General features: G+C 70.1%; 20 protein-coding genes and 1 pseudogene. 7 read left to right on the top strand and 14 right to left on the bottom strand.

The genetic code is table 11. The features are described from left to right. Nucleotides 1–95: 95 nt before the first annotated feature. Nucleotides 96–1,247, top strand: a complete 1,152-nt coding sequence (locus tag SSMG_RS10205; RefSeq protein ID WP_037713211.1) for an IS481 family transposase — start codon at nucleotides 96–98, stop codon at nucleotides 1,245–1,247. 58 nt (nucleotides 1,248–1,305) lie between these two features. On the opposite strand, the gene SSMG_RS10200 is transcribed toward SSMG_RS10205, so the two are convergent. Then, nucleotides 1,306–1,860: a Uma2 family endonuclease gene (locus SSMG_RS10200; RefSeq protein ID WP_286156945.1), complete on the bottom strand. Its 555-nt coding sequence runs from the start codon at nucleotides 1,858–1,860 to the stop codon at nucleotides 1,306–1,308. Nucleotides 1,861–2,338: 478 nt separating this feature from the next. Between SSMG_RS10200 and SSMG_RS10195 the strand changes: the two genes are divergently transcribed. Together SSMG_RS10195 and SSMG_RS10190 are read left to right on the top strand one after the other, a co-directional pair. After that, the gene (locus SSMG_RS10195; protein ID WP_037716875.1) at nucleotides 2,339–3,979 is read left to right on the top strand and encodes a TIGR04141 family sporadically distributed protein; all 1,641 of its coding nucleotides are present in this window, start codon (nucleotides 2,339–2,341) and stop codon (nucleotides 3,977–3,979) included. A 48-nt stretch (nucleotides 3,980–4,027) separates the two neighbouring features. Next, a complete protein-coding gene (locus SSMG_RS10190) occupies nucleotides 4,028–4,570 on the top strand; it encodes a hypothetical protein (RefSeq protein ID WP_009075358.1) in 543 nt (180 codons plus the stop codon). A 10-nt stretch (nucleotides 4,571–4,580) separates the two neighbouring features. Here the strand turns inward: SSMG_RS10190 and SSMG_RS10185 are convergent, their stop codons facing one another. Next, entirely contained in the window at nucleotides 4,581–5,975 is a 1,395-nt protein-coding gene (locus SSMG_RS10185; protein ID WP_009075356.1) for a wax ester/triacylglycerol synthase family O-acyltransferase, read from the bottom strand. Nucleotides 5,976–6,034: 59 nt separating this feature from the next. Between SSMG_RS10185 and SSMG_RS10180 the strand changes: the two genes are divergently transcribed. Next, nucleotides 6,035–7,273 carry an alpha/beta hydrolase gene (locus tag SSMG_RS10180; RefSeq protein ID WP_037713203.1) on the top strand — a complete coding sequence of 413 codons (1,239 nt, stop codon included), beginning with the start codon at nucleotides 6,035–6,037 and terminating at the stop codon, nucleotides 7,271–7,273. Here the strand turns inward: SSMG_RS10180 and folE are convergent. Continuing rightward, nucleotides 7,237–7,839: a GTP cyclohydrolase I FolE gene (folE, locus tag SSMG_RS10175; protein ID WP_009075352.1), complete on the bottom strand. Its 603-nt coding sequence runs from the start codon at nucleotides 7,837–7,839 to the stop codon at nucleotides 7,237–7,239. The two genes, SSMG_RS10180 and folE, sit on opposite strands and share 37 nt — an antisense overlap. Before the next feature lie 141 nt (nucleotides 7,840–7,980). On the opposite strand from folE, the gene SSMG_RS10170 reads away from it, so the two are divergent. Continuing rightward, nucleotides 7,981–8,691, top strand: coding sequence for a metalloregulator ArsR/SmtB family transcription factor (locus SSMG_RS10170; RefSeq protein ID WP_037713201.1), 711 nt, complete (start codon nucleotides 7,981–7,983; stop codon nucleotides 8,689–8,691). A 28-nt stretch (nucleotides 8,692–8,719) separates the two neighbouring features. Here the strand turns inward: SSMG_RS10170 and SSMG_RS45295 are convergent, their stop codons facing one another. From SSMG_RS45295 to kstR, 9 genes and pseudogenes are all read right to left on the bottom strand, one after another. Then, on the bottom strand, nucleotides 8,720–9,046 hold the full coding sequence (locus SSMG_RS45295; protein WP_009075348.1) for a hypothetical protein: 327 nt from the start codon (nucleotides 9,044–9,046) through the stop codon (nucleotides 8,720–8,722). A gap of 10 nt (nucleotides 9,047–9,056) precedes the next feature. Continuing rightward, nucleotides 9,057–9,605, bottom strand: coding sequence for a TetR/AcrR family transcriptional regulator (locus tag SSMG_RS10160; protein WP_009075345.1), 549 nt, complete (start codon nucleotides 9,603–9,605; stop codon nucleotides 9,057–9,059). 1 nt (nucleotide 9,606) lies between these two features. Continuing rightward, nucleotides 9,607–10,428 carry an SDR family NAD(P)-dependent oxidoreductase gene (locus SSMG_RS10155; protein ID WP_009075343.1) on the bottom strand — a complete coding sequence of 274 codons (822 nt, stop codon included), beginning with the start codon at nucleotides 10,426–10,428 and terminating at the stop codon, nucleotides 9,607–9,609. Between the two features lie 58 nt (nucleotides 10,429–10,486). Then, nucleotides 10,487–11,638, bottom strand: coding sequence for an SWIM zinc finger family protein (locus SSMG_RS10150; RefSeq protein WP_009075342.1), 1,152 nt, complete (start codon nucleotides 11,636–11,638; stop codon nucleotides 10,487–10,489). Further along, nucleotides 11,638–13,665 (bottom strand): DEAD/DEAH box helicase, encoded by a 2,028-nt coding sequence (locus SSMG_RS10145; protein WP_353611751.1) that lies wholly within the window; start codon nucleotides 13,663–13,665, stop codon nucleotides 11,638–11,640. The genes SSMG_RS10150 and SSMG_RS10145 overlap by 1 nt, the downstream gene beginning before the upstream one ends. 1,219 nt (nucleotides 13,666–14,884) lie before the next feature. Next, complete coding sequence (locus SSMG_RS44690; RefSeq protein ID WP_037713023.1) at nucleotides 14,885–15,739, bottom strand: IS3 family transposase; 855 nt, start codon at nucleotides 15,737–15,739, stop codon at nucleotides 14,885–14,887. Then, nucleotides 15,736–16,059, bottom strand: coding sequence for a helix-turn-helix domain-containing protein (locus SSMG_RS46780; RefSeq protein ID WP_234392755.1), 324 nt, complete (start codon nucleotides 16,057–16,059; stop codon nucleotides 15,736–15,738). The genes SSMG_RS44690 and SSMG_RS46780 overlap by 4 nt, the downstream gene beginning before the upstream one ends. A 39-nt stretch (nucleotides 16,060–16,098) precedes the next feature. Further along, nucleotides 16,099–16,170 (bottom strand): annotated as a pseudogene (locus tag SSMG_RS47595) (hypothetical protein); the annotation flags it as partial. 152 nt (nucleotides 16,171–16,322) lie between these two features. Then, nucleotides 16,323–16,955, bottom strand: coding sequence for a cholesterol catabolism transcriptional regulator KstR (gene kstR, locus SSMG_RS10130; RefSeq protein ID WP_009075339.1), 633 nt, complete (start codon nucleotides 16,953–16,955; stop codon nucleotides 16,323–16,325). Between the two features lie 150 nt (nucleotides 16,956–17,105). Between kstR and SSMG_RS10125 the strand changes: the two genes are divergently transcribed. Further along, entirely contained in the window at nucleotides 17,106–19,106 is a 2,001-nt protein-coding gene (locus SSMG_RS10125) for an acyl-CoA dehydrogenase family protein (protein WP_009075337.1), read from the top strand. Between the two features lie 59 nt (nucleotides 19,107–19,165). Here the strand turns inward: SSMG_RS10125 and SSMG_RS10120 are convergent, their stop codons facing one another. After that, nucleotides 19,166–20,002, bottom strand: coding sequence for an LLM class F420-dependent oxidoreductase (locus SSMG_RS10120; protein WP_009075334.1), 837 nt, complete (start codon nucleotides 20,000–20,002; stop codon nucleotides 19,166–19,168). A 107-nt stretch (nucleotides 20,003–20,109) separates the two neighbouring features. Here SSMG_RS10120 and SSMG_RS10115 point away from each other — a divergent pair, with 107 nt between their 5' ends. Further along, a complete protein-coding gene (locus SSMG_RS10115) occupies nucleotides 20,110–20,814 on the top strand; it encodes a class I SAM-dependent methyltransferase (RefSeq protein ID WP_009075331.1) in 705 nt (234 codons plus the stop codon). A 4-nt stretch (nucleotides 20,815–20,818) separates the two neighbouring features. On the opposite strand, the gene icmF is transcribed toward SSMG_RS10115, so the two are convergent. Next, nucleotides 20,819–24,058: a fused isobutyryl-CoA mutase/GTPase IcmF gene (gene icmF / locus SSMG_RS10110; protein WP_009075329.1), complete on the bottom strand. Its 3,240-nt coding sequence runs from the start codon at nucleotides 24,056–24,058 to the stop codon at nucleotides 20,819–20,821. Between the last annotated feature and the right edge of the window lie 70 nt (nucleotides 24,059–24,128).

Raw genomic sequence — 24,128 nt, 5'->3', positions numbered from 1 at the left:
ATGTTTCAGGACATCGTGGACACTGACCGGCCTGTCGGTCTGGTCGCCACGGCTGCTGTGGTGATCATGCGGCGATGGGCAGAGCAGGGTTTTCGATGGATCCTGAGTTCGTCGCCGCGGTCGCTGGCGCCGCCGCGGGCGAAGACGTCAACATCGCGCGGTTCTGCCGCGAGCACGGTGTGTCCCGGACGGTGTTCCACAAGTACCTGAACCGGTTCCGGGCCGAGGGCGCCGACGGGTTCACCCGCCGCAGCACCGCCCCGCACCGCCGCCCGACCGCGCTCGGGACGGAGGTGGCGGAGGCGGTGCTGCGTGCCCGCAAGGAACTCGCCGACGAAGGGCTCGACAACGGGCCGATCTCGATCCGCTGGCGGCTGGAAGCCCAGGGCGCCGCTGCGGTGCCGTCGCAGTCGGCGGTCTACCGGATCCTGCGCGCCCACGGGCAGATCGTCCCGCAGCCGCGCAAGAAACCCCGGACGCGGCGCCGGTTCGAATACGCCGACCCCAACGGCTGCTGGCAGATCGACGGCATGGAGCACCACCTGGCCGACGGGACGAAGGTCTGCATCATCCAGATCCTCGACGACCACTCCCGCCTCGACGTCGGCGCCTACGCGGCGACCGGCGAGACCACCGCCGCCACCTGGGCCGCCCTGCAACACGCCTTCGCCGGACACGGCCTGCCCGTGGCGCTGCTGTCGGACAACGGGCTCGCCTTCTCGGGCAAACACCGCGGCCGCATGGTCGAACTCGAACGCCGCCTCGCCGCCCTCGGGATAACCGCGATCGCCGCCGCCCCGCACCACCCGCAAACCTGCGGCAAGAACGAACGCAGCCATCAGACCCTGCAGAAATGGCTCGCCGCCCGACCGGCCGCCGGCACACTCGCCCAGCTGCAGGAACTGCTCGACGAATACCGGACGATCTACAACCACCGCCGCCACCAAAGCCTCAACGGCGACACGCCCCGGCAGCGCTACGACGCCCGGCCCAAAGCCGTCCCCGCCACCGGGCCGCGCCGGCCCAGCGGCCTCGCCACCCGGCCCGTCTCGGCCACCGGCGTCATCGCGTTCTCCGGATGCTCCATCGTCCTGGGACGCCGATGGGCCGGACACACCGCCAGCGTCTACTGGCAAGGCGACCGCGTCACCGTCATGATCAACGACACGATCGCCCGCCAGCTCACCCTGGACCGATCAGTACGCTACCAACGCCTCGCCAACCAAAAACTGCCCACAAAGTCCTGAAACACATCTGTTCACGAAGTCCTGAAACATGGCAGCCGGTTCTAACCGGCATCAGCACTCACGAGTACGTCGACACCAGATCCGCCGGGCGAAGCTCCAGCCGGTACGGCACTTCCAGCCGCACGACGTCGTCTCCGGTCGCCTCGCCGTCCAGCACGTACTCGCCCTCGGCCAGGCGGAAGCAGCTCAGCGTCGGCTCGTCCGGCTCGATCACCCAGTAGTACGGGCATCCCGCGAGTGCGAGCCGGGCCGGTTTCAGGAACCGGTCGATGTGCCTGCTCGACGGCGACACCACCTCGACCGCCAGCACCGGGACGCCGACCAGGGCGCGTTCGGTGAAGGTTTCGCGCCGCCCGATCACGACGTCCGGGATCATCACGGTGAACTCGTCGAGCACCACGTCCACCGGCGCGGGGAGGACCTCGCAGTCGGCAGGGCACACCGGGGTGAGCGCGGCGAGGAGGCGCGCGACCACCCGCTGGTGCAGCGGACGCGGGGACGGGCTCACCAGAAGCGTCCCGTCCACCAGCTCGTACCGGCGGCGTTCATCCGAGATCGTCTCCAGGTCCCGACGCGTGAGACGGTCGCCGTGCGCGAACATCGGGACTGTCATCATGCTGCCCCCGCAGGCGGGCCGACCGGAAACGACTCGGCCAGGGTAGTCGGGCACGCGCGGCAGCGCGAACCGTCCCGCGACCGGCGCCGGACCCGGCTAGCCCATTCGCCGCGCGGCGCGTTCGCCGAATCGCTCACCATGCGTCACCGAAACGCGGGGATACCGCCCCGGTCAGCCCAGCCGTGCCCAGCGAACAGGTTCTTTCCCGGGAACGGGACAATTTATTCCGATCGCAATTCCGCGTCCAGTAAACGGCCATCACGGGATCACCCACTCGTTGCCCGGCCTCGGAAAACCCGCTGTGGCACATCTCGGAAGGAAACCCTATCATCGGCCGTGCCCGCGTCCCGTGAATGGGTAATTCAACGGGATTTCACCATTTCGCACGCCATTCGCGCTCCGTGATTAACCGGCCGTACCGCCGCGCGGCCTACGCTGATCGGACGTCCTGGAATTCCGTCCTTCGGTGGTGGTCATGCCTGCCCCCAGCCGTCCGGCGTCCCTCTTCCGCCTCGACGGCTCCGCGGCGGAATCCGACCTGCTGACCCCGCTGTCGGCCGACCAGATCACCGCCGACCGCCCGGTCGACCTGCCCGGCACGCGCGCCCGGCTCGTCGCGGGCGCGTTCCGCACCGAGGCCCCGCACTGGCTGCCGCACGCCGAAGCCCTCGGCGGCGGCCCGCTCGACCTGCCCTCGACGCTGCCGTTCGCCGTCCTGCTCGTGCCGCGCCCGCCGTGGACCTACGCGGTCACCTGGGGCGCGGGACATCTCGTGCTCAACGACGAACACGTCGAGCAGGGTTTCGGGCTGCGCTTCGGAATCCGCCGGCTCGACCCGTTCGACCTCGGCCTCGTCGCGAGCGCCGCGCTGGACGTTTCCGCGCGCGCCACGCAAATCTCGATCCCGGGCGGCGGCGAACTGTCCGCGTTCCGGCTCGAACCGTACGGCGACCTCGTGCACCGGCTCGCCGGTTCGGCGGATCTCACCGACCTCACCTACGGCCGGGTGACCGGCAAGCGCTACCGCATCCGCGTCGGCACCTCGCTCTGGGCGCCGCTGGCGAAGGATCCCGAAGCGTTCCTGGCCGATCTCGACGCTGTCGGGGCCGTCGTCGACGAGCCGGACGCGGATTCCGCACTGCGGTTCATCGCCCAGACCCGCCCGATGGACCGCCACCACCCGCTCGTGCCCGAACTCGAACGGCAACTCGCCGAAGCGCTCGGCGGCAGCGACGCGCTCGGCCTGGCCTGGCCGTCCAGCGCCGCGAACGACGCGGAGAACGCCGGTTCGTTCCGCATCACCGGCCTCGGCCCCGGCGGCCCGATCCACGTCCCCGGCCGCCTGGAACTGGACCACCTGACCACGCGCCTCTCCGGAATCCCCGTGGAGCGGCGGCTGAAAGCCCTGCGCGCGGGCCGCATCACGACGTGCGCCGACGAGGCCGGCGCGGAACCCACCGGAGCGCCGCTGCCCGCCGCGCGCTGGCTGGTGTTCGAGACGACCGTCGAGCACACCCGGTACGTCTTCCATCAGTCGCGCTGGTACCGGATCGGCGAGACATACGTGGCGCAGATGCGGGATCAGGTGCGCGATGTGCTGGCGCGCAAGCAGATTTGGCCGGACGTCACATGGAAACCGAGCGGGCAGCCCGACGACGAGCATCGGTACTGCCAGCAGGTGGCCGCGCTCGCACCGGGATATCTGTGCCTGGACAAGGATTTCGCGAGCACTCCCCTGCATCCGCGGTTCGAACTGTGCGATTTGCTGGGACCCGAGGACGAGCTGATCCACGTCAAATGGCTGGGCCGGGCGACGGCGGCCAGCCACCTCTACACCCAGGCGCTCGTGTCTGCCGAAGCTTTGCACGACGAGCCGGAAGCGTTGGCGCAGCTGGCCGACAAAGTGTCCACATTGGACCCCGGCCGGACGCTGGGCGGCGCACCGGACACTGTCGTGCTCGCTGCCGCCGGGCGGGCGTGGGAAGTCGACGAGTTGTTCACGCTCTCGCAGGTCGCCTTGCTGCGACTGGACCGGGCGGTGCGGAGCTTGCGGGCGACGTTGAAGGTCGCCGACATCCCTTACACGGCGAAGAAGAAGCGTCGACACGGAGGGTGACCCAAGGTGCGGAATCGGGGACAATAGACCTCCGGAAGAGGGGGCCCGATGTCTGAAACGCCTGAAAGCACCGGCGGCACACCGTCCGGCGGCGATCCCAAGCACATCAAGGAGTGGCTCGGCGTGGCGACCGCGGTGCTCGCCCTGCTGGCCTGGTTCGGGATCCACAACTGGGACGAGCTGAAAGCCTGGTTCGATCGCCATTCCGCGCATCCGCAGACGACCGCGCAGTCCGCCTCGCCGCAGCCTGCCTCCGTGCGGTCGACCCCCACCCGGACCGCCCCCGTGCAAGACCCCGGCTGCGGGCAGGCCACGAGCGTGATGCGGGAGAGGAAGACGAGTCTCGACGCGAATCCGTCCGGCCCGGCCGATCCCGGGTCCGCGGCCGCCGAGTTCCGCGGTTGCGCCGCCGAGTTCGCCAGCGCGGCCGACGAAGCGGGCACCGGCCGGGCGCGCACCGAGATCCGGATCGTGGCCAGCGACCTCCGCCTCATCGCGAGCGGCTTCGAGAACCGCGATTTCCAGGGCGTCAAAGCACTGGCGGACAAGATGGACGCCGACTGCCGGGCCGTGACGCTGGAGTGCTCGTAGCGCCCGGCGATCAGACCGGCGCGGCCTTGCTCAACTCGTCCATCGCCTCCGGCAGCGCGTCCGCCAGCGGCCACAGATCCTTCACCAATTCCTTGGCCCCCAGCAACCCGACGCCGATCTTGCCGTCGTTCGACAGCACCGTGATGTTGAGCCCCGCCCCGTGAAAGACCGGCCCCAATGGGTACAGCCCGGTGATCCGCGCGCCCAGCAAATACAACGGCATCGGCGGACCGGGCACGTTCGAGATGATCAGGTTGTGCACCACCGGATGCCGTTCGGCCAGCCGCAGCGCCGAATACGCGCGCACGCCCAGCCCGAACACCGTCGCCGGGGAGAACTGGGCCCAGTCGGCGAGCATGTCGGCGTCGATGTCGTAATGGTGGTCCTTCGCGCGGCGGTTCGCCTCGGCCAGGAAGAACACGCGCGCCGCCGGGTCGGACAGATGCGTTGGCAGCGAAGCGAAAAAGGCGGACACCCGGTTGCTGCCGCGATCGCGTTCCGTGCGTTCGTGCACGGACACCGGCACCGTCGCCACCAGCGGGTCTCCCGGCAGTTCGCCGCGGCCGAGCAGGAATTGCCGCAGCGCACCGGAAACCAGCGCCAGCACCACGTCGTTCACGGTGACGCCGAAAGCGTCCTTCACCTGCTTCACCGCGTCGAGGTCCAGCTGCGCGAAGGCGACCGAACGGTGCCCGGTGATGGTGCCGTTCAGCGAGGTCCGCGGCGCGGTGAACGGCACTGGCATTCCCTTGCCGCGCAACGCTTTTCCGAGCCAGCGCGGGACCAGTTCCAGCAGCTCCGGCAGCAACCGGGCGATCTCGAACGGGCGGTGCAGCAGCGAATCGGCGCTCTCGCGCAGCAGCCGCAGCCGGGTGGGGAGACCGTCGTTGTGGCGCTCGCCTGCGGGCAGTTCCGGCAGCGGCGCGTCGGGTTCGAGACCGGCTAGGTAGCCGATCAGGCTGGCCCCGCCGACGCCGTCGACGCTCGCGTGGTGCATTTTCAGCAGCACCGCCAGCCGCCCGTCCGAAAGACCCTCGATCACGTAGCACTGCCACAGCGGATGCGCGCGGTCGAGCCGCTGCCCGGCGATGTGCGCGCACATCTCGGCGAGTTCGCGGTCGTCGCCCGGGGCGGGCAGGCCGATCCGGTGCACGTGGTTGTCGAGGTCGAAATCCTCGTCCTCGACCCACACCGGATGGTTCAGGTTCCACAGCGGATTGTGGAGTTTGCGGCGGAACGCCGGGATCACCGCGACGCGTTCGGCGAGGCGGCGCTTGAACTCCCCGAAGGTGTAGCCGCCGGGCATGGTCGAGCCGTCGAGGGTGAGCAGGCCGCAGACGTGCAGGACCTGCGAGGGCGTCTCCAGGTAGAGGAAGCTCGCGTCCAGCCCGCTCAGTCGCTGCATGTCTGCCAGGGTAAGGCAGAACCCTGGCCGCGGCGCTCGGCGGAGGTAGCATCGGGCAGGTGAAACCGGACTTCGTGACCCGCCGCGCGGCGCAGCTCGGTCTCGCCGCACTCGCCGTGGCACCGCCGAAACCGCGGTCGACCTCGATCCCGGTGTTCTTCGCCGGCTGGCTCACCGGCGAACTCGCGCCGCACCTGCTCGCGCTCACCGCGGCCGACACCGTGCAGCACCTCGCGCGCCACGGGGTGCGCCGCCCCAGCGACCGCGTCGGACTGGCGTTGGCCGGGCTGTCCGCAGCCGGTTTCGCGTCGCTGATCGGGACCTCGCTGAAGGCGCGCCTCGAGGTCGAGGCCGCGCTGGTCGAGGCGCTCGGCGAGGACTACAAGGACCACCTGGAGAGCCCCTCGGACTTCTCGACGCCGTGGGGCCGCCTGCTGATGCCGTTCCGGATGCACGAGCCGGACGTCGTGCGCGACCGGAACGTCGCGTACGCCCCCGGTGGCAAACGTTTCCTGCTGGACGTCTACCGCCCGCGCGAGACGGTCCGCGACGCACCGGTGCTGCTGCAGATCCACGGCGGCGCGTGGACGATCGGCAACAAGGAACAGCAAGGCCTGCCGCTGATGCGCCACCTCGCCCGCCGCGGCTGGGTCTGCGTCGCGATCAACTACCCGCTCTCCCCCGCGTCGCGCTGGCCCGCGCACATCGTGGCGGCCAAACAAGCGCTCGCCTGGATCCGCGAACACATCGCCGAGTACGGCGGAGACCCCCGGTTCGTCGCGGTGACCGGCGGTTCGGCGGGCGGGCACCTGGCCGCGCTGCTCGCGCTGAGCCAGAACGACCCGGCACTGCAACCCGGGTTCGAGGAGGCGGACACGAGCGTGCAGGCCTGCGTGCCGCACTACGGCGTGTACGACATCGCCGCCTCGACCGGCGAGGCGGAAAGTCGGTACCGGCTGGAAAGCCTGATGGCGCGCCGGGTGTTCGCCCCGGAGCACCGCCTGGACGACTACCTCGCCGCGTCCCCGATGGACCGGGTCTCCGAGGACGCCCCGCCGTTCTTCGTGATCCACGGCAAGCACGATTCGCTCGTGCCGGTCGCGGAAGCGCGGGAGTTCGTCGCGCGGTTGCGGGCTAAGTCCGCCCATCCGGTGGCGTATGCCGAACTTGCCGGGGCGCAGCACGCGTTCGACGTGTTCCCGTCAATCCGCAGCACGCACGTGGTTCGGGGTGTCGAACACTTCCTCGACTGGGCCTACGCTCAGGCGTTCACGCCGGTCAACGAGAAGAACTCCTGACGCGACCGGGCGTCCTCCCGAAGCGTCCCCATCAGCGTGGACGTCACCGTCGACGAGCCGGTCGCCTGTACGCCGCGCAGGGTCATGCAGGTGTGTTCGGCCTCGATCACCACGCCGACGCCCTTCGGGGTCAGCTGGTCGCCGAGCCAGCCCGCGATCTGCTTCGTCAGCCGTTCCTGCACCTGCGGGCGGCACGCGAAGTGCTCGACGACGCGCGCCAGCTTCGAGAGTCCGAGGATCCGCTCGCCCGGCAGGTACCCGACGTGCGCGACCCCGATGAACGGCAGCAGGTGGTGTTCGCAGACCGACCGGACCGGGATGTCGCGGGCCAGCACCAGTTCGTCGTAGCCCTCGTCGTTGGGGAACGTGGTCAGGTCGAACGAGCGCGGCGTGAACAGCTCGGCGTACGCGCGGGCCATCCGGCCGGGCGTGCCGCGCAGGCTCTCCGAGTCGAGGCTGATGCCGAGGGCGCGCAGGAAATCCCCCGCCGCGTTCTCGGCCGCGGCCAGGTCGAAGCCGGGGACTGGCTCGTGGACGACGCGGAGGGCGGTTCCGGACGACTGCATGGGCGATCCTCGGGCTTCGGGGCTGGCAGGACAGGGTTTCGCCGATAAATCTTTGTCTTATTGCCCGGTGGAGTCAATGTGACCAGGTGAACAAGCCAGGTGGCGGGTTCGGGGAACCTCGCTGGGCGTTATCGTGGGTGTGTGACGAGTGACCTGGCGACCATCCGCGCGGTAGCGGCGCTGGACGAGGACCTGCGCCGGGGCATGTACGCCTTCATCCGCGACGCCGGCCGCCCGGTGACGCGCGAGGAGGCGGCCGCCGCGGTCGGCATCTCGCGCAAGCTGGCCGCGTTCCACCTGGACAAACTCGTGACGGCCGGCCTCCTGCGCGCCCGCTACGAGACAGTCGGCGGCGTCCGGAAGGTGGGCCGCGCCCCGAAGGTCTACGAACCCGCCCCCACCGACTTCGCGATCACCATCCCGCCCCGGCAGCCGGACGTCCTGGCCGCGATCCTGGTCGACGCGGTCGCCTCGGCGGCCCCTGGCGAACCGGCCCGCGACGCCGCCCTCCGCGAAGCCGGACGGCACGGGTCCGCGGCTGGCGCCGCCGAACGCGAACGCTCCCGACCAGGCCGTTTGGGCACCGAACGCGGGCTGACCCTGACGAGCACGGTCCTGGCCCGGCACGGTTTCGAACCCAACCGCGAGACGCCGGTGTGCCTGCGGCTGCGCAACTGCCCGTTCCAGCCGCTGGCAGGCCGCGCGCCGGACCTGGTGTGCGGCATGACGGACCGGTTCCTGAACGGGGTCGTGGAAGGCCTCCAGGTCCCGGGCGTGACGACGGCCCGGGTCGCCCCGCGCGACGGCGGGTGTTGCGTGGAACTTCGCGGGACGGAGTCGACCGGCAGCTGACTCGGCGCGCGGACTACCCGGAACCGAGTCAACCGGCCGCCTTCAGCCTGCGGGCCAGGTAAGCGGGGATGTCCTCCAGCTTCACGTGAGCTTCGAAAACACCCCGGACGTCTTCGAAGGCGGCCGTCGAGAGATCCGCCGCGACGAACGCGTCGAATTCAGCGTCGTCGATGGCGAACGAGAGGAACCAGTTCCAACCGGACGTCGGAGCCGACTCCGGGTGCAGCTCCACGACGACAGTCCGCGCCGGAACGCGGGTTTCCAGGTCGGCTTTCCAAGCGCGGCAAAGATCGAGCAGGAACGGGCGCTGCCGGGCCCATCGGTCAGCGGCAGAGCGCGGGGTCTGTCTTGCCACGTGCGCAAAGCTAGCCGAACGAGACCGCGCGCAGGACTCGCTCCACATGTGCGGCAGGCCAGTCCTCCGGGAACGGCCGGGTGCGCAGCAGCCAGCGATGGAAAACCGGGCCCAGCAACAGTTCCGCGCCGTCGTCCGGGCAGGCGATCTCGGCGCGGGCCAAGCGGTCGGCGAGCGCGCGCAACTGCGGGCCCAGCAGGCGGTCCAGGACCTCGGCGCCGATGGCCGGATCGGTCTGCAGTTCGGCGGTCACCGCGCGGAGCAGGCGGTCGGTCGCCGGATCGGTCAGTTCGGCGATCATGCCGCGCACCAAGGTTTCCAGGTCAGCGCGCAGGTCGCCGGTGTCGGGGATGGCGACTTCGCCGGTTGCGTCGAGGCTCTGCTCCAGCAGCGCGTCGAGCAGCACCGCGGCGGGCGACGACCACGTGCGGTACAGCGTTTGCTTTCCGGCGCCCGCGCGGGCCGCGATGCCCTCCATGGTCAGGCCGCCGAAACCGGACTCGGCGGCGAGGGAGAGCACCGCGGCGTGCACGCGGGCTCGGGTGCTGGCGCGCGCCACGTCAGATCTCCGCGTCGGCGAAACGCTTGTCCTTGCGGTAATCCGTCAGCCGTCCGGACAGCGCGGTCGCGACCATCGCCGGGGCGTCGGCACCGGTCAGGACGCGCAACCGCTGGTCGGCGGGGTCGTTCACGTGCTGCAGGATCTCCGCGGCGATCTCCGCGGGCGGGGTGCCGCCGCCGGTGCCGGTGGTCGGCCACGGGACGGTCGTCGTGCCGAACATCCGCTCGCGCAGTCCGTCGTACGCCGGGTCCGGGGCGGCGAACCGCATGCTGCCGGTCGCCCATTCGGTGTCCATCCCGCCCGGTTCGACGATGCTCACCCGCACGCCGAACTCCGCGACCTCCTGCGCGATCGCCTCGCTCATCCCTTCCAGCCCCCATTTGCTCGCGCTGTACAGCCCGAATCCGGGCACCGAACCGGCGCCGCCGACCGACGAAATCTGCACGACGTGGCCCGACCGCTGCTCCCGCAGCACGGGCAGCGCCGCCTGCGTCAGCCACAACGCGCCCAGCAGGTTCGTCTCCAGGATGTCCCGCGCTTCGTCCTCGCCCACCTCCTCGGCCATGCCGACCAGTCCGTAACCGGCGTTGTTCACCACCACGTCCAGCCGTCCGAACTCGGCCACTGCCCGCCGCACGGTTTCCCGCGCGGCGGCCCGGTTTCGCACGTCGAGCACGTGCTCGACGACGTTCCGGTGTTCCGGCGCGCTCCCCGGCGTCCGGACGGTCGCCAGCACGCGATCGCCCGCTTCCGCCGCGGCAAGCGCCAGCGCACGGCCGAGGCCGCGGCTCGTTCCGGTGATCACCCAGGTTCTCGTCATGACGCCCACGCTAGCACGAAACGAGACGGTCCGTCTCGTTTCGCTGGGCGTCAGCGTTTCAGCCCTCCGCGGGGTAGGCGAGATCGACCGGCTGCTCGGCTGGCGGTCCGTCCGGCCACCACTGCCCCGCGACCCGCACGAACCGGTACCACCGGCGGTCCCTTCCATAGCGCAACTGCACCGGCCCGGCTGTCACCCGGTTGCGCCATACCTTCACCTCCCCCGCCAATTCCGCGAGTTCCGCGCGCGCCGCCGCCAACGGGCCGGGCCCGGGATTCCACACGTCCCGCAGCGCCGCCAGCCCGCTGCGGCCCGCTTCCCGCCACGCCTGCGCGGACACGATCAGCTCCGACGGCGCGACCTCGGCGGCGGCCGCCAGCCCGAAGACGTCCGCACCCGGCCGGGCCGCGCGACGGGCCAGGTCCTCGGCGAAAGTCAAGTCCGCCAACGCATCTCGGGTGTGCAGCAGCTCGAGCGCGAGCGACGCGGCGTCGGCGGCCAGCGCGGCGAGGCCGGCCGACGTCAGGCCGGAGCGGGCGGGCGGGTCGAGGTCGAGCACGGCGGGCGGACCGGCTTCTCCGGGAATGGCGGGCAACGGCGGCAGCGGCGCGATCCGGCGCGAGTAGGCTTTTTTCGGCGTCAGGCCGACTTCCGGAGGGCGAGCCTGGCGAGCGCTCGGAGTCCGCAATTCGCGCAGTTGAGCCAAAACCTCGTCCCGGCCTCGGCCGCGCAGGGTGAACAGCACGAACGGATCGGCATCGACCTCGTCGGCGACCAGGTAGTAGACCGCGGCCACGTGTTTGCACGGATTCGCGCTGTCCGGACAGGAACACCGCGGCCGCAGATCGCCGGGTCCGGGCAGCAAATCGGCCCCGGCCTCGCGCGCCTGGACGGCCAGTTCCTCCGGCAACTCTCCGTCGAGTAAGGCGGCGGCATGCCCGAGGCGGCGACCCGCGACGTCGAGCAGCTTGTCCCATTCCGACTCGCTGAACACACGCATCCGGATCGCGACGCGGTACGGGTCCGGGCGGCTTCCCCGTACCCACGCGGTGATCTCGCCCGCGCCGATCTCCAGCTGGTCCACGACGCCCTTGCGCGCGTACGTCCGCCCGCGCGGCAACCGGTTCGGGTCCAGTTTGGCGCGCTGCTCCAGCGCTTCCACCCACGCCCGGCCCCACCACCGGCTCCCGAACGTCCGCCGCGGCGGCATCATCCGCTCCCGAGCCGGACCAGGTCGGCGAGCTGGTCGTCGGACAGTTCGGTGATCCAGTCCTCGCCCGCGCCCACGACCGCGTCGGCCAGCCCGCGCTTGGTTTCCAGCACCGCGGCGATCCGTTCCTCCAGCGTGCCTTCGGCGATCAGCCGGTGCACCTGCACCGGCCGGTCCTGCCCGATCCGGTACGCGCGGTCGGTGGCCTGGTCCTCCACCGCCGGGTTCCACCACCGGTCGTAGTGGATCACGTGCGTGGCCTGAGTGAGGTTGAGCCCGACGCCGCCCGCCTTGAGCGACAGCAGGAACACCGGCACCTCGCCGGACTGGAAGGCGGCCACCATCTCGTCGCGCTGCTTCGGGCCGACCTCGCCGGACAGCAGCGCGGTCGGCAGCCCGCGTTCGGCGAGCCGCCGCTCCAGCAACCGGCACAGCCGCACGTACTGGCTGAACACCAGCACGCTCTCGCCCTCGTCGAGGATGACGTCCAGCAGTTCCTCGAACGCGGCGAGCTTGCCGGACCGTCCGCTCAGCACCCCGGCGCTTTCCTTGAGGTAGTGCGCCGGGTGATTGCAGATCTGCTTGAGTTCGGTGAGCAGCTTCAGCACCTGCCCGCGCCGCTGCACCCCTTGCGCCTCCCGGATCTGCGCGAGGTTCTCCCGGACGACCGCCTCGTACAGCGTGGTCTGCTCGGCGGTGAGCGGGACGTACCGGTCGGTCTCGGTTTTCCGCGGCAGCTCCGGCGCGATGTCCGGGTCGGTTTTGCGGCGGCGCAACAGGAACGGCCGGACCGTCGCGGCGAGCCTTCCGGTGACCGTCTCGTCCCGGTCCCGTTCGATCGGCCGCGCGACGGTGCGCCGGAACTTCTCCAGCGGGCCGAGCAGCCCCGGCGTGGTCCAGTCGAGCAGCGACCACAGTTCGGTGAGCCGGTTCTCCACCGGCGTTCCGGTGAGCGCCACGCGCGCCGCCGCGGGCACCTGCCGCAGTTCCTTCGCCGTGGCGGACAACGGGTTCTTGACGTGCTGCGCCTCGTCCGCGGCGACCATGCCCCAGTCCACTTCGGACAGCAGCTCCCGGTCGCGGCGCAGCACCCCGTACGTGGCGAGCACGACCTCGTCCGGCGCGAGATCGTCGAGATGCCGTCCGCCGCCGTGGAATCGCCGCACCGGCACATCCGGCGCGAACTTGCCGAACTCGCGTTCCCAGTTGCCCAGCAACGACGTCGGGCACAGCACGAGCGTCGGCCCCGCGGCCTGCGCGCGCCGGTGCAGATGCAGAGCGATGAGCTGGATTGTCTTGCCCAGCCCCATATCGTCGGCGAGACAGGCACCGAGACCGAGTTCGGTCATCGCGATCAGCCAGCCCAGCCCGGCTCGTTGATACGGCCGCAGCGTGGCGGTGAGCCCCGCCGGTTCCTCGACCGGCGCGGGCTCCCGTTCCCGCAGGCGTTCGGCGAGCCCGGCCAACGCCGGTTGCGGGGCGAACTCGACGCGTTCGCCGTCGACCTCCAGTTCGCCAGTGAGCGCCGCGGCCAGCGCTTCGGCCCCGGTGAGCCGCGACCGGCGGGCCCGCATCCGCGCCAGCAGAGCGGGATCGAGCTTCACCCACTGCCCGCGCAACCGGACCAGCGGACGTTTGGCTTCGGCGAGCGCCGCGACTTCCTCGTCGGTGAGTTCGCTGCCGCCGAGACTGAGCCGCCAGCGGAACTCCAGCAGTCCGTTGAGCGGAAACGCGGGACCGGATTCGCTCGCCGGAGCCTGCGTGACGCTCGCCTTCGCCCGCACTTCCCCGGCGAAAAGATCCTTGGGCCACAGGACTTCGATGCCCGCGCCGCCCAGGTCGCGCGCGCCGGTGCCGAGCAGGTCGACCACCTCGTCGTCGGACAGCGGCAGCGTGGTGGGCGCCGGTTCGGACAGGATCCGGCCCAGCGGCGGCCACGCGCGCGCACCCCGCCGCAGGCCGAGCAGAAGCTGCGTTTCCACCTGGTCGCCGAGCCGGTGCACAACCGCCTCGGGCGCGTTTCCCACAGCGTGGCCGCGTCGACCACCAGACTCGGTTCGAGGGTGGAACGGACGGCCAGTGCTCCGGAGAATTCCTCGTCGGTCGCTTCGATCCGCAACAGCAGTTGCGCGCCGTCCGGGCTACGGGCTTCCAGTTCGGTGAGCCAGGCCGCGCCGTCCGGGTCCAGCAGCGTCGGCTGCGCTTCCGCGAACGCCGCCCCGCCGGATCCGACTGCCGCTGCCGGACTGCGCACGAGCACGTCCGCCGCTGCGTCCCAGACCGCGCGGACCAGTGATTCCGGTGAGTGCAGGCGGATTCGTTTCACGCCGGACAGCGGCAGCGCGTGTGCTTCGGGCGGCAGCGCGGCCGCTAGTCCGCGCAGGAGTTCTTCGTCTGCTGCGTCCAGGGGGCCTACCCGCCAGGTGGCCAGTCCGCTCGGAGTGGAGGCTGGGCGCAATCGTCCGCGTGCCACGGAGGTTCACTCCGGCGTTGACCACTGCCGACCATGCTGTCAGCGACGGGCTCGTTTCGTCCGGTACTGCGAGGAGGCGCGGGAGTGCTTTCGCGAGCGGGACGAGTCGGGCGACCACCTCGGTGCGGGCGAATTTTCCGCCGCCGGGCAGGACTAGCTGGATCGGGGTGTCTCCCTCGATCTCGTCGCCCCATAGCGCCAGGGTTCCCTCGCGCGGGGGGTCGGAGGGGAGGTAGGTGGCTTGGGTGGTCTGGTCGAACTCCACCTTCGCACGGTAACTGGTGGGTCTGACAGTTTTGCTGTTCGGCCTGGTGGGCGCTGCTCGTCGCCTGGCGGCGACATTGCTGCGCCTTGGTTGCGTGGGGCACCCCGAAGTTTGATTGTGCTGACGGTCTGGGGGTGCTTGTCAAGGCGGGAAAGATGCCTTGACAAGCACCCCCAGACCGCAGGGCGGCTTCGTATCGGGGTTGGGGGAGGGCTGGGTGCCACGCTGCTTGAGTGCACCGGCGGCGGTTTTTACGCGGCTTAGGTGAGTGGTTGCGGTGGGGGGCGCGGCGTGCGGGTAGCGCCCCAATGTGGCATTGGGTGCATGTGACGCACCCAATGTGGCGTTCGGTGCATGTGATGCACCCAATGTGGCGTTCGGTGCGTCTGACGCACCCAATGTGGCATTGGGGCGCATCCCGGGCGGCGGGGCGGCGGGGGCGGCGGGTGGGTCGTGAGGGGAACCCTGAGTGAACTGGGCCCCGGAAGTTGGACTGGTTATGTAGAGGTTAGGCGGCGAGGGTCTGGGCCCGGTATTCGGCCGGGCTCAGGCCTTGGAGCGTGGTGGAGATGCGGGTGGTGTTGTACCAGTCGATGTAGTCGTGCAGTGCCGTGATGAACGTGTCGACGGTGTCGAACTTGGTGTGGTGGAAGAGTTCTTCTTTGAGGTGGCCGAAGAAGTTCTCGGCGACGGCGTTGTCCAGGCAGGTGGCTCGCCGGGACATCGACTGGGTCAGGCCGGCGTCGGCGAGCAGGGAGCGCCAGGAGGCGTGCCGGTACTGGAAGCCCTGGTCGGAGTGCACCAGCGGGCGGGCTCCGGCGGGCAGGGTCGCGATCGCGGCGCGCAGCGAGGAGTTCGTCAGCTCCAGCGTCGGGGACGGCCCGCAGGCGTAGGCGATCACGGACCGGTCGAACAGGTCGATCACGGGCGAGAGGTAGACCTTGCGGTCGCCGATGCGGAACTCGGTCACGTCGGTGACCCATTTGGTGTCCGGGGCCTCGGCGCCGAACTCGCGGTTGAGCAGGTTCTCGGCGGCCGTGCCGGGCCGGCCGGGCCAGGACCGGCGCCGGCGCGGCCGCCGGACCTGGCAGACCAGGCCGAGGGCGTTCATCAGCGCGAGCACGGTTTTCTTCGCCACCCGCCAGCCGGCGCGGGCCAGGACCGTGTGGATCCGCCGGTGCCCGTAGCGGCCGCGGGCGGCCTCGAACGCCTCGGCGATCGCGGCCTTGAGCCCGGCGTGCGGGTCGGGCCGGTCGGGCCGGGCCTGGTGGTGGAAGAACGTCGACCGGGCCAGGCCCGCGACCGCCAGCAGCACCGGCAGCGGATAGTCGGCCTTGAGGGCGGCGACGGCCTGGGTTTTCACCCTCGCCCCTGCTCCCTCAAGGCCCGCAATTTTTTTAGGTAGGCGTTCTCCGCCGACAGCCGCAGGTTCTCCGCCCGCAACCGCTCCAGCTCGCCGGGACCCGGCGAGTCCGCGACACCGGGCGGACGGCCTTTCGGCTTGGGCCGCAACGCGTCCTCTCCCTCGCGCCGATACGCCCGCGCCCAGTTCTCCACGAGTTTGGGCGAGGACAGCCCGTGCTCGCGCGCCAGCTCGGCCGCGGTCGCCTCGCCGCCGACATACCGGCGCACGACCTCCAGCTTGAACTCGAACGCGAACGACCGCCTGCCTGGCTTGTCCATCAGCGCTCCCGCGCTCCGCAGCCTCCAACGATCACGCAAGCGTCGCACGGCACCCGCCGACACCCCCAACCGGGACGCCACGGCCTTCGCGCCATACCCGTCCTCGAACAACGCAACAGCGGACGCCCGCTGCCACTCAGACAACGAACTGCGTGGATGCAACGAACCACTCCCCGGACAGCTGGAACTGGATTCCCAGTCCAACTTCCGGGGCGCAGTTCAGAGGGACTCTGAGTGCGTGAGGGTTCCCCTCACGTACTGGGCTACTTGTCCAGGAGCAGGTGAACGGAGAGTTCCAGGCGGCTCGCCACGTCTGCGGCGGAGGCGCGGCGGGTCACCCAGGCGACCAGGTTCGCCATCCACACATCCGCCACCACGTGGAAGATGTCGCGGTCCGACTCCGTCGGGTCCTCGATGCCCATCGCGCTCGCGAACATGTCCTCCATCAGGCGGCCGACCAGTTCGACCTCGGCGGCCGCGGACGTGTCGGCGAACATGAACGCGCGCACCATCGCCTCTGTCAAATGCGGGTCGCGCTGCATCAGGCGGGTGTTGCGGCCCAGGACGAACATCAGCCGCTCGGCGGGGGTTTCTCCGGGGATCGCGCTGCGCTGGATTTTCTCGTGCGCGGCCTCGAACTGCTGTGCCAGACCCGACACGAGCAGGTGGATCTTCGACGGGAAATACCGGTACAGCGTGCCCAGCGCGACGTCGGCCTTCTCCGCGACCGCGCGCATCTGCACCGCGTCGTAGCCGCCCTTCGAGGCCAGGGCCAGCGTCGCGTCGATGATGCGGCGGCGGCGGTCCCGCTGGGCCGCGGAGCCCAGTTCCTCGCCCATCGCGCCGAGGCCGTTCGCCCGCGTTTTCGCCGCCGGCGTCTTCGCCTTCCCCGGCATCGCCAATCCCCTCTGCCTTGCGGAACTCGTTCCAGTTTCCGGGTAAGCGTACCTGCCCTGGAGAAAGGTTCAACTCGCGACCGCCTGGCGGAAAAACTATAACACGTTCTACACTCGCCAGTAGCTCCGTACCCCGCGAGGAGGAGACCGATGCCGGTCGCGCTCACCGAGGAACAAACCGCGCTCGCTGCCGCCGTGCAGGCCTGGGCGGCGGCACACGATCCGATCGCCGCTGTGCGCTCGGCCGAACCCACTGGCGCCAGTCTGCCGGACGGGTTTGCCGCGCTCGGCCTCACTGGCATCGCGCTGCCCGCGTCGGTGAACGGCGCGGACGGGACGGTCGCGGATCTCGCGGCCGGGCTCGCCGCCGCTGCGGAGGCGCTGGTGCCGGGGCCGTTGCTGAGCACCGCACTGGCCGGGTTGCTGCTCGCGGAGCACGCGAAGGAACTCGCCGCCGAGATCGCCGACGGGACCGCACAGGTCGCGGTGCAGTTGGAAGAATCGGCGACCGTGCCCGGTGCGGACGCCGAGTCGTGGTTGCTCGTGCCGCGCGGCGACCGGTACGTCCTGGTTCCGCCTGGAACAGCGGTGGAACCGTTGGCTCCCTTCGACTTTTCCCGGTCGCTCGGGCGCGTCAAGGCCGACGCCCGCGGAGAAGTGCTGGACCTGCCGGACGTCCGCGACCTCGCGGCGACGCTCGCGGTCGCGGAAGCGGCGGGTGTGGCGCGTTGGTGCCTGACGACGGCCGTCGAGTACGCCAAGGTCCGGGAGCAATTCGGCCAGGTCATCGGCGCTTTCCAGGCGGTGAAGCACCTCTGCGCGGAGATGTTGTGCCGCACCGAAGCGGCCGAGGCGCTGGCATGGGACGCAGCTTCGTCAGTCAGCGATCCGCTGGCCGTCGCGAGCGCTGCGGCAGTGGCGTTGGATGCTGCGGTCGAGAACGCGAAGGACTGCATTCAGGTACTCGGCGGAATCGGGTTCACCTGGGAGCACGAGGCGCACCTGTACCTGCGGCGCGCGTTGGCGTTGCGGCAGTGGCTCGGCGGTTCGCAGCGATGGCGGAAGCGGGCCGCAGACCTCGCGTTGGCCGGGAAACGGCGGACGCTCGGGGTGAACGTCGGCGAGGATGCCGAGGTGACCCGGCTGGTCGCGGAAATCGCCGCGCAGCCGGAAGAAAAGCGCCGGACCGCGCTCGCGGACTCGGGTTTGCTCGCCCCGCACTGGCCCCAGCCGTACGGTCTGGGCGCGGACGCGGCCACCCAGCTGCGCATCGACGCCGCATTGACCGCGGCGGACATCCGCCGGCCGGACCTGGTGATCGGTGGCTGGGCAGTACCGACGATCCTCGCGCACGGCACCGACGACCAGCGCGAACGCTTCGCCAAGCCGACCCTGCGCGGCGAGGTGACGTGGTGTCAGCTGTTCAGCGAGCCCGGCGCCGGCTCGGACCTCGCGTCGCTGCGCACCGTGGCGCGCCGGACGGACGGCGGCTGGCGGCTGACCGGGCAGAAGGTGTGGACGTCGCTCGCCCACGAGGCGGACTGGGCGATCTGCCTCGCCCGCACCGACCCGGACGTGCCGAAGCACAAGGGAATCACGTACTTCCTGGTCGACATGCGCGCCGACGGAATCACCACGCGACCGCTGCGCGAGATCACCGGCCGGAGCGTGTTCAACGAGGTCTTCCTGGACGACGTGTTCGTGCCGGACGCCGATGTCGTCGGCGAACCCGGCGCGGGCTGGAAGCTCGCGCGCACGACGCTGGCGAACGAACGCGTCGCGCTGGGCCGCGGTTCCGCGGTGGGCGAGAACGTGGAGGCCCTGCTGGAATCCGCGCCCGGGGACGTGGACCGCGACCGGCTCGGCACGTTGATCGGGCAGGGCAGCGCGTGTTCGGTGCTCGACCTGCGCGCGACGCTGCGGCGGCTGGACGGCCTCGGACCGGGCGCGGAATCGTCGGTGGCGAAGCTGCTCGGCGTGCGGCATCGGCAGGAAACGGCCGAGTTCGCGCTCGAACTCGCCCCGGAACTGGTCGCGGAAACCCAAGCCGCACAAGAGTTCCTGCTCACCCGCTGCCTGTCGATCGCGGGCGGCACCACCCAGGTCCTGCTGTCCGCCGCCGCGGAACGCGTGCTCGGCCTGCCGCGCTGAACGTCCGTGAAGGACTCCTTGAGGGAATCAGATTCCCTCAAGGAGTCCTTCACGGCACGCTATTCAGCGCGGAAAGCGGCGGCGAGACGGGCGTATTCGTCCAGCAGCGCCAGCGTTTCCGCCTCCGGCAGCGTCGGCAGCATGAACCCGTAGTGGTCCAGCCCGGCGTCGGCGTACTGCTTGATCGCGTCCGCGTCGGCGGGTCCGCCGAAGAGCTGAGACGGCATGTCCCCGCGTCCCGCGTCGGCGAGCTGCTGGCGCACGCGGCGCACGTCGTCCGGCGACACCGCGGGGTTCGGGATCCAGCCGTCGCCGTATTCGATCAGCCGCTTCAGCGCCGCGGGGCTCGCGCCGCCGACGTAGATCGGCGGATGCGGCGTCTGCACCGGCTTCGGCCACGCGAAGATCGGGTCGAAGTCGAGGTGCTCGCCGTGGAACTCGGCCTGCTCCTGCGTCCAGATCTCCTTCAGCGCCCGGATCTGCTCGTTCAGCAGCGCGCCGCGGGTCTTCGGATCGGTGCCGTGGTTGACCATTTCCTCCCGGTTCCAGCCCGCCCCGACGCCGAAGGCGAACCGTCCGCGCGACACCAGGTCGAGAGAGGCCGCCTCCTTCGCGGTGTGGATGACGTCGCGCTGGATCAGCAGCACGACGCCGGTGCCCAGCACCAGGTTCGAGGTGTTCACCGCGGCCGCGGTCAGCGCCACGAACGGGTCGAGCGTGCGGTAGTAGACCCGCGGCAGCTCGCCCCCGCTGGGGTACGGCGTTTCGCGGCTCGCCGGGATGTGCGAATGCTCGGCGAGGAAGAGCGACGCGAATCCGCGCTCCTCCGCCGCCTCGCCCAGCACGTCGGGCCGGATGCCTTCGTCGGTCACGAACGTCGAGATCCCGAAATCCATGCCTCCTTCTACTCCGCGGGCCGGGCAGGTATTCCCCCGGGCTGTTGACAGATCACCGGTCCGGTCCGCTAGCGTTAAATCATCACCCGTTGAATAGGAGGCTCCGGATGGACGTGACGGACGTCGACTTCGAGGAGATGTACCAAGGCAAGACCCCGATCGGGGAGAAAATCCCGTGGGACATCGCCGGCCCGCAACCTGCGGTGGTCGCCCTCGAAGCGGACGGCGGTTTCCACGGCGAAGTGCTCGACATCGGTTGCGGTCTCGGCGAAAACGCGATGTACCTCGCGTCTCGCGGACACCGCGTGACCGGTCTCGACGGTGCGCCGACCGCGCTCGCGCGAGCCCGCGAAACCGCCGCGAAGCGCGGCCTGGACGTCACTTTCGCCCAGGCCGACGCAACCCGGCTCGAAGGGTACGAAGGCCGCTTCGACGCAGTCCTCGACAGTGCGCTTTACCACTGTCTCGACGAAGAAGAACGACACGCGTACGTGGCGGCGCTCGGGCGCGCGACCAAGCCCGGCGCACAGCTGAACATCTTCTGCTTCTCCGACGCGGTACCGGAGAACTTCCCCATCCCGTACCGAATCACCGAGCAGAATCTGCGCGAAACGGTCGGCAACGGCTGGACGATCACCGCGCTCGAACCGGCCGTCTACACCACCGCGATGAGCCGCGAGGGCTTGATCGCCGCGGTCGCCGCCGTCTCGGAGGGCGAACCGCCGGACCCGACCGCGCTCGACACGCTGGACGTCGACGAGCAGGGCCGGGTCCTCGCCCCGGTATGGCGGCTGGCCGCCACCCGGGACTGACCGGTCAGACGTTGCGCCGGTACTGGCCGCCCACCTCGAAGAACGCCTCGGTGATCTGACCGAGCGAGCACACCCGCGCGGCATCCATCAGCACGTCGAACAGGTTGCCGCCGCGGGTGGCCGCCTCGCGCAGCGCCTTGAGCGCCTGCTGGGCCTCCTCGCGGTGCCCCTGCTGGAACTCGGCCAGCCGGCGCAGCTGGGACTGCTTCTCGTCCTCGGTCGCGCGGGCCAGCTCCACCTCGACGTCGTCCTCCCCCGCCTTCGGGTTGCGGAAGGTGTTGACGCCGATGATCGGCAGCGAGCCGTCGTGCTTCTTGCGCTCGTACAGCAGCGATTCGTCCTGGATCCGGCCGCGCTGGTAGCCGGTCTCCATCGCGCCGAGCACACCGCCGCGTTCGGAGATCCGGTCGAACTCGGTGAGCACGGCCTCCTCGACCAGGTCGGTCAGCTCGTCGATGACGAACGAGCCCTGCAGCGGGTTCTCGTTCTTCGACAGGCCCCACTCCTTGTTGATGATCATCTGGATGGCCATCGCACGGCGCACCGAGGACTCCGAAGGCGTGGTGATCGCCTCGTCGAACGCGTTGGTGTGCAAGGAGTTCGCGTTGTCGTACAGCGCGCACAGCGCCTGCAGCGTGGTGCGGATGTCGTTGAAGCTCATCTCCTGCGCGTGCAGCGACCGGCCGGAGGTCTGCACGTGGTACTTGAGCTTCTGCGACCGGTCGTTCGCGCCGTAGCGCTCGCGCATCGCCACGGCCCAGATCCGCCGCGCGACCCGGCCGAGCACCGAGTACTCCGCGTCCATCCCGTTGGAGAAGAAGAACGACAGGTTCGGCGCGAAATCGTCGATGTCCATGCCGCGCGCCAGGTACGACTCGACGTAGGTGAACCCGTTGGCGAGCGTGAAGGCCAGCTGCGAGATCGGGTTCGCCCCGGCCTCGGCGATGTGGTAGCCGGAAATCGACACCGAGTAGAAGTTGCGCACCCCGTGCTGGATGAACCACTCCTGGATGTCGGCCATCATCCGGAGGCTGAACTCGGTGGAGAAGATGCAGGTGTTCTGCCCCTGGTCTTCCTTCAGGATGTCCGCCTGCACGGTGCCGCGGACGTTCTTCAGCGCCCATTCCCGCAGCTCCGCCGCTTCGGTCTCGGAGGGCTCGCGGCCGTGCTCCTCGCGGAACGCGGCGAACTTCTGGTCGATCGCGGTGTTCAGGAAGAACGCGAGGATCGTCGGCGCGGGACCGTTGATCGTCATCGACACCGAGGTGTTCGGCGCGGTCAGGTCGAAACCGTCGTAAAGCGCCTTCATGTCGTCCAGCGTCGCGATGGACACGCCGGAGGTGCCGACCTTGCCGTAGATGTCCGGGCGGGTGTCCGGGTCGTGGCCGTAGAGCGTGACCGAGTCGAACGCCGTCGACAGCCGCTTGGCCTCGGAATCGGCCGACAGCAGCTTGAACCGGCGGTTGGTGCGGAACGCGTCGCCCTCGCCGGCGAACATCCGCGCCGGGTCCTCGCCCTCGCGCTTGAACGGGAACACGCCCGCCGTGTAGGGGAAGTAGCCGGGCAGGTTTTCCCGGCGCAGGAAGGAAAGCAGCTCGCCGGACTCGGTGTAGCGCGGCAGCGCGACGCGCGGGATCCGGTTGCCGGACAGCGTTTCCCGCCACAGCTGGGTGTGCAGCTCCTTGTCCCGGATCTTCACGACCAGCTCGTCCTGCCGGTATTCCTCGGCGAGCACCCGGAAGCGTTCGAGGAGCTTGGTCGATTCGCCGTCCACATCGGACTCCGCGGCGGCGAGCAAGCCGTCCAGCGCGTCGGTGCTGGCGTCCGCTTCGGACAGCGCGGCCTTGGCCGCGGCCAGGTGCTCGCGCTTGCGGACCGCGGCGACCTGCTTCTCGGTCTGCTCGTGGTATCCGCGCACCGTCTCGGAAATCTCCGCGAGGTAGCGCGCCCGGTTGCCCGGGATGATCGTGCTGGCGTCCGTCGAGACCTTGCCCGAAACCTTCGGCAGCGTACCGGCCGACACCGACAGCCCGCGGTCGGCGAGCAGGTCCCGCAGGTGCTGGTACAGCGCGGTCACGCCGTCGTCGTTGAACTTCGCCGCGCTCGTGCCGTACACCGGCATGTCCTCCGGCGCCGAGCCGAACGCCTCGCGGTTGCGCACCAGCTGACGCGCGACGTCGCGCCGCGCGTCCTCGGCGCCGCGGCGCTCGAATTTGTTGATCGCGACCACGTCGGCGAAATCGAGCATGTCGATCTTCTCCAGCTGCGACGCGGCGCCGAACTCCGGCGTCATCACGTACAGCGACTCGTCCACGTAGTCGACGATGCCCGCGTCGCCCTGCCCGATGCCCGGCGTCTCCACGATCACCAGGTCGAATCCGGCCGCCTTGCAGGCCAGGATCGATTCCTTGAGGCCCACCGGGATCTCGCCGCTGGTGGTGCGGGTGGCGAGCGAACGGAAGTACACCGGGGAACCGTCGAGGCAGTTCATCCGGATGCGGTCGCCGAGCAGCGCGCCGCCGCCCTTGCGCCGCGACGGGTCCACCGCGAGCACGGCGATGCGCAGCTTGTCTTCCTGGTCGAGCCGGAACCGGCGGATCAGCTCGTCGGTCAGCGAGGACTTGCCGGAACCGCCGGTGCCGGTGATGCCGAGGACCGGCACCTGCCGCTGCCCGGCCGCCTCGGCGATCGCCGTGAGCCAGTCTTCCGGCAGGTTCTCGCGCTGCAGCTGGGTGATCACCCGCGCGAGCGCCGGCACCTCGCCGGACAGCAGCTTGTCGACCGAGGCGGGCGGCTGCGCGGACAGGTCGCTGTCGCAGGCCTTGATCATCATGTTGATCATGCCCGGCAGGCCCATCTCGTAGCCGTCTTCCGGCGAGAAGATCCGCGCCACGCCGCGCGAATGCAGCAGGTCGATCTCCTCGCGCACGATGACGCCACCGCCGCCGCCGAACACCTTGATGTGCCCCGCGCCGCGCTCGTTCAGCAGCTCGACGAGGTAGCTGAAGTACTCGACGTGCCCGCCTTGGTAGGCGGAGATGGCGACGCCCTGGACGTCCTCGGCGATCGCCGCCGTGGCCACCTCGTCGACCGACCGGTTGTGGCCGAGGTGGACGACTTCCGCGCCCTGGGACTGCAGGATCCGCCGCATGATGTTGATCGAGGCGTCGTGGCCGTCGAACAAGCTGGATGCCGTGACGAACCGGACCGGGTTCGCGGGACGGTACAGGTCGCTGCCGCTCATCCTCCCAATTTACTAGGACTTCCTACTATTGGAAACCCGAGCCGAAAGTGACCCGGCTCTCAAGGGTTGA

The organism is Streptomyces sp. AA4 (assembly GCF_000158875.1).
In the GTDB taxonomy this organism is placed as follows: domain Bacteria; phylum Actinomycetota; class Actinomycetes; order Mycobacteriales; family Pseudonocardiaceae; genus Amycolatopsis.
This window is presented reverse-complemented; position numbering and strand designations above follow the sequence as displayed.

What these genes read in the sequence shown, in the direction of transcription:
- SSMG_RS10155 (WP_009075343.1), bottom strand. Translation starts at nt 10,428, where the DNA reads ATGACGAGAACCTGGGTGATCACCGGAACGAGCCGCGGCCTCGGCCGT.
- SSMG_RS10185 (WP_009075356.1), bottom strand. Translation starts at nt 5,975, where the DNA reads ATGCAGCGACTGAGCGGGCTGGACGCGAGCTTCCTCTACCTGGAGACG.
- SSMG_RS10205 (WP_037713211.1), top strand. Translation starts at nt 96, where the DNA reads ATGGATCCTGAGTTCGTCGCCGCGGTCGCTGGCGCCGCCGCGGGCGAA.
- SSMG_RS10150 (WP_009075342.1), bottom strand. Translation starts at nt 11,638, where the DNA reads ATGCCGCCGCGGCGGACGTTCGGGAGCCGGTGGTGGGGCCGGGCGTGG.
- SSMG_RS10200 (WP_286156945.1), bottom strand. Translation starts at nt 1,860, where the DNA reads ATGACAGTCCCGATGTTCGCGCACGGCGACCGTCTCACGCGTCGGGAC.
- icmF (WP_009075329.1), bottom strand. Translation starts at nt 24,058, where the DNA reads ATGAGCGGCAGCGACCTGTACCGTCCCGCGAACCCGGTCCGGTTCGTC.
- SSMG_RS46780 (WP_234392755.1), bottom strand. Translation starts at nt 16,059, where the DNA reads ATGGACAAGCCAGGCAGGCGGTCGTTCGCGTTCGAGTTCAAGCTGGAG.
- SSMG_RS10120 (WP_009075334.1), bottom strand. Translation starts at nt 20,002, where the DNA reads ATGGATTTCGGGATCTCGACGTTCGTGACCGACGAAGGCATCCGGCCC.
- SSMG_RS10190 (WP_009075358.1), top strand. Translation starts at nt 4,028, where the DNA reads ATGTCTGAAACGCCTGAAAGCACCGGCGGCACACCGTCCGGCGGCGAT.
- SSMG_RS10115 (WP_009075331.1), top strand. Translation starts at nt 20,110, where the DNA reads ATGGACGTGACGGACGTCGACTTCGAGGAGATGTACCAAGGCAAGACC.
- kstR (WP_009075339.1), bottom strand. Translation starts at nt 16,955, where the DNA reads ATGCCGGGGAAGGCGAAGACGCCGGCGGCGAAAACGCGGGCGAACGGC.
- SSMG_RS10125 (WP_009075337.1), top strand. Translation starts at nt 17,106, where the DNA reads ATGCCGGTCGCGCTCACCGAGGAACAAACCGCGCTCGCTGCCGCCGTG.
- SSMG_RS10195 (WP_037716875.1), top strand. Translation starts at nt 2,339, where the DNA reads ATGCCTGCCCCCAGCCGTCCGGCGTCCCTCTTCCGCCTCGACGGCTCC.
- folE (WP_009075352.1), bottom strand. Translation starts at nt 7,839, where the DNA reads ATGCAGTCGTCCGGAACCGCCCTCCGCGTCGTCCACGAGCCAGTCCCC.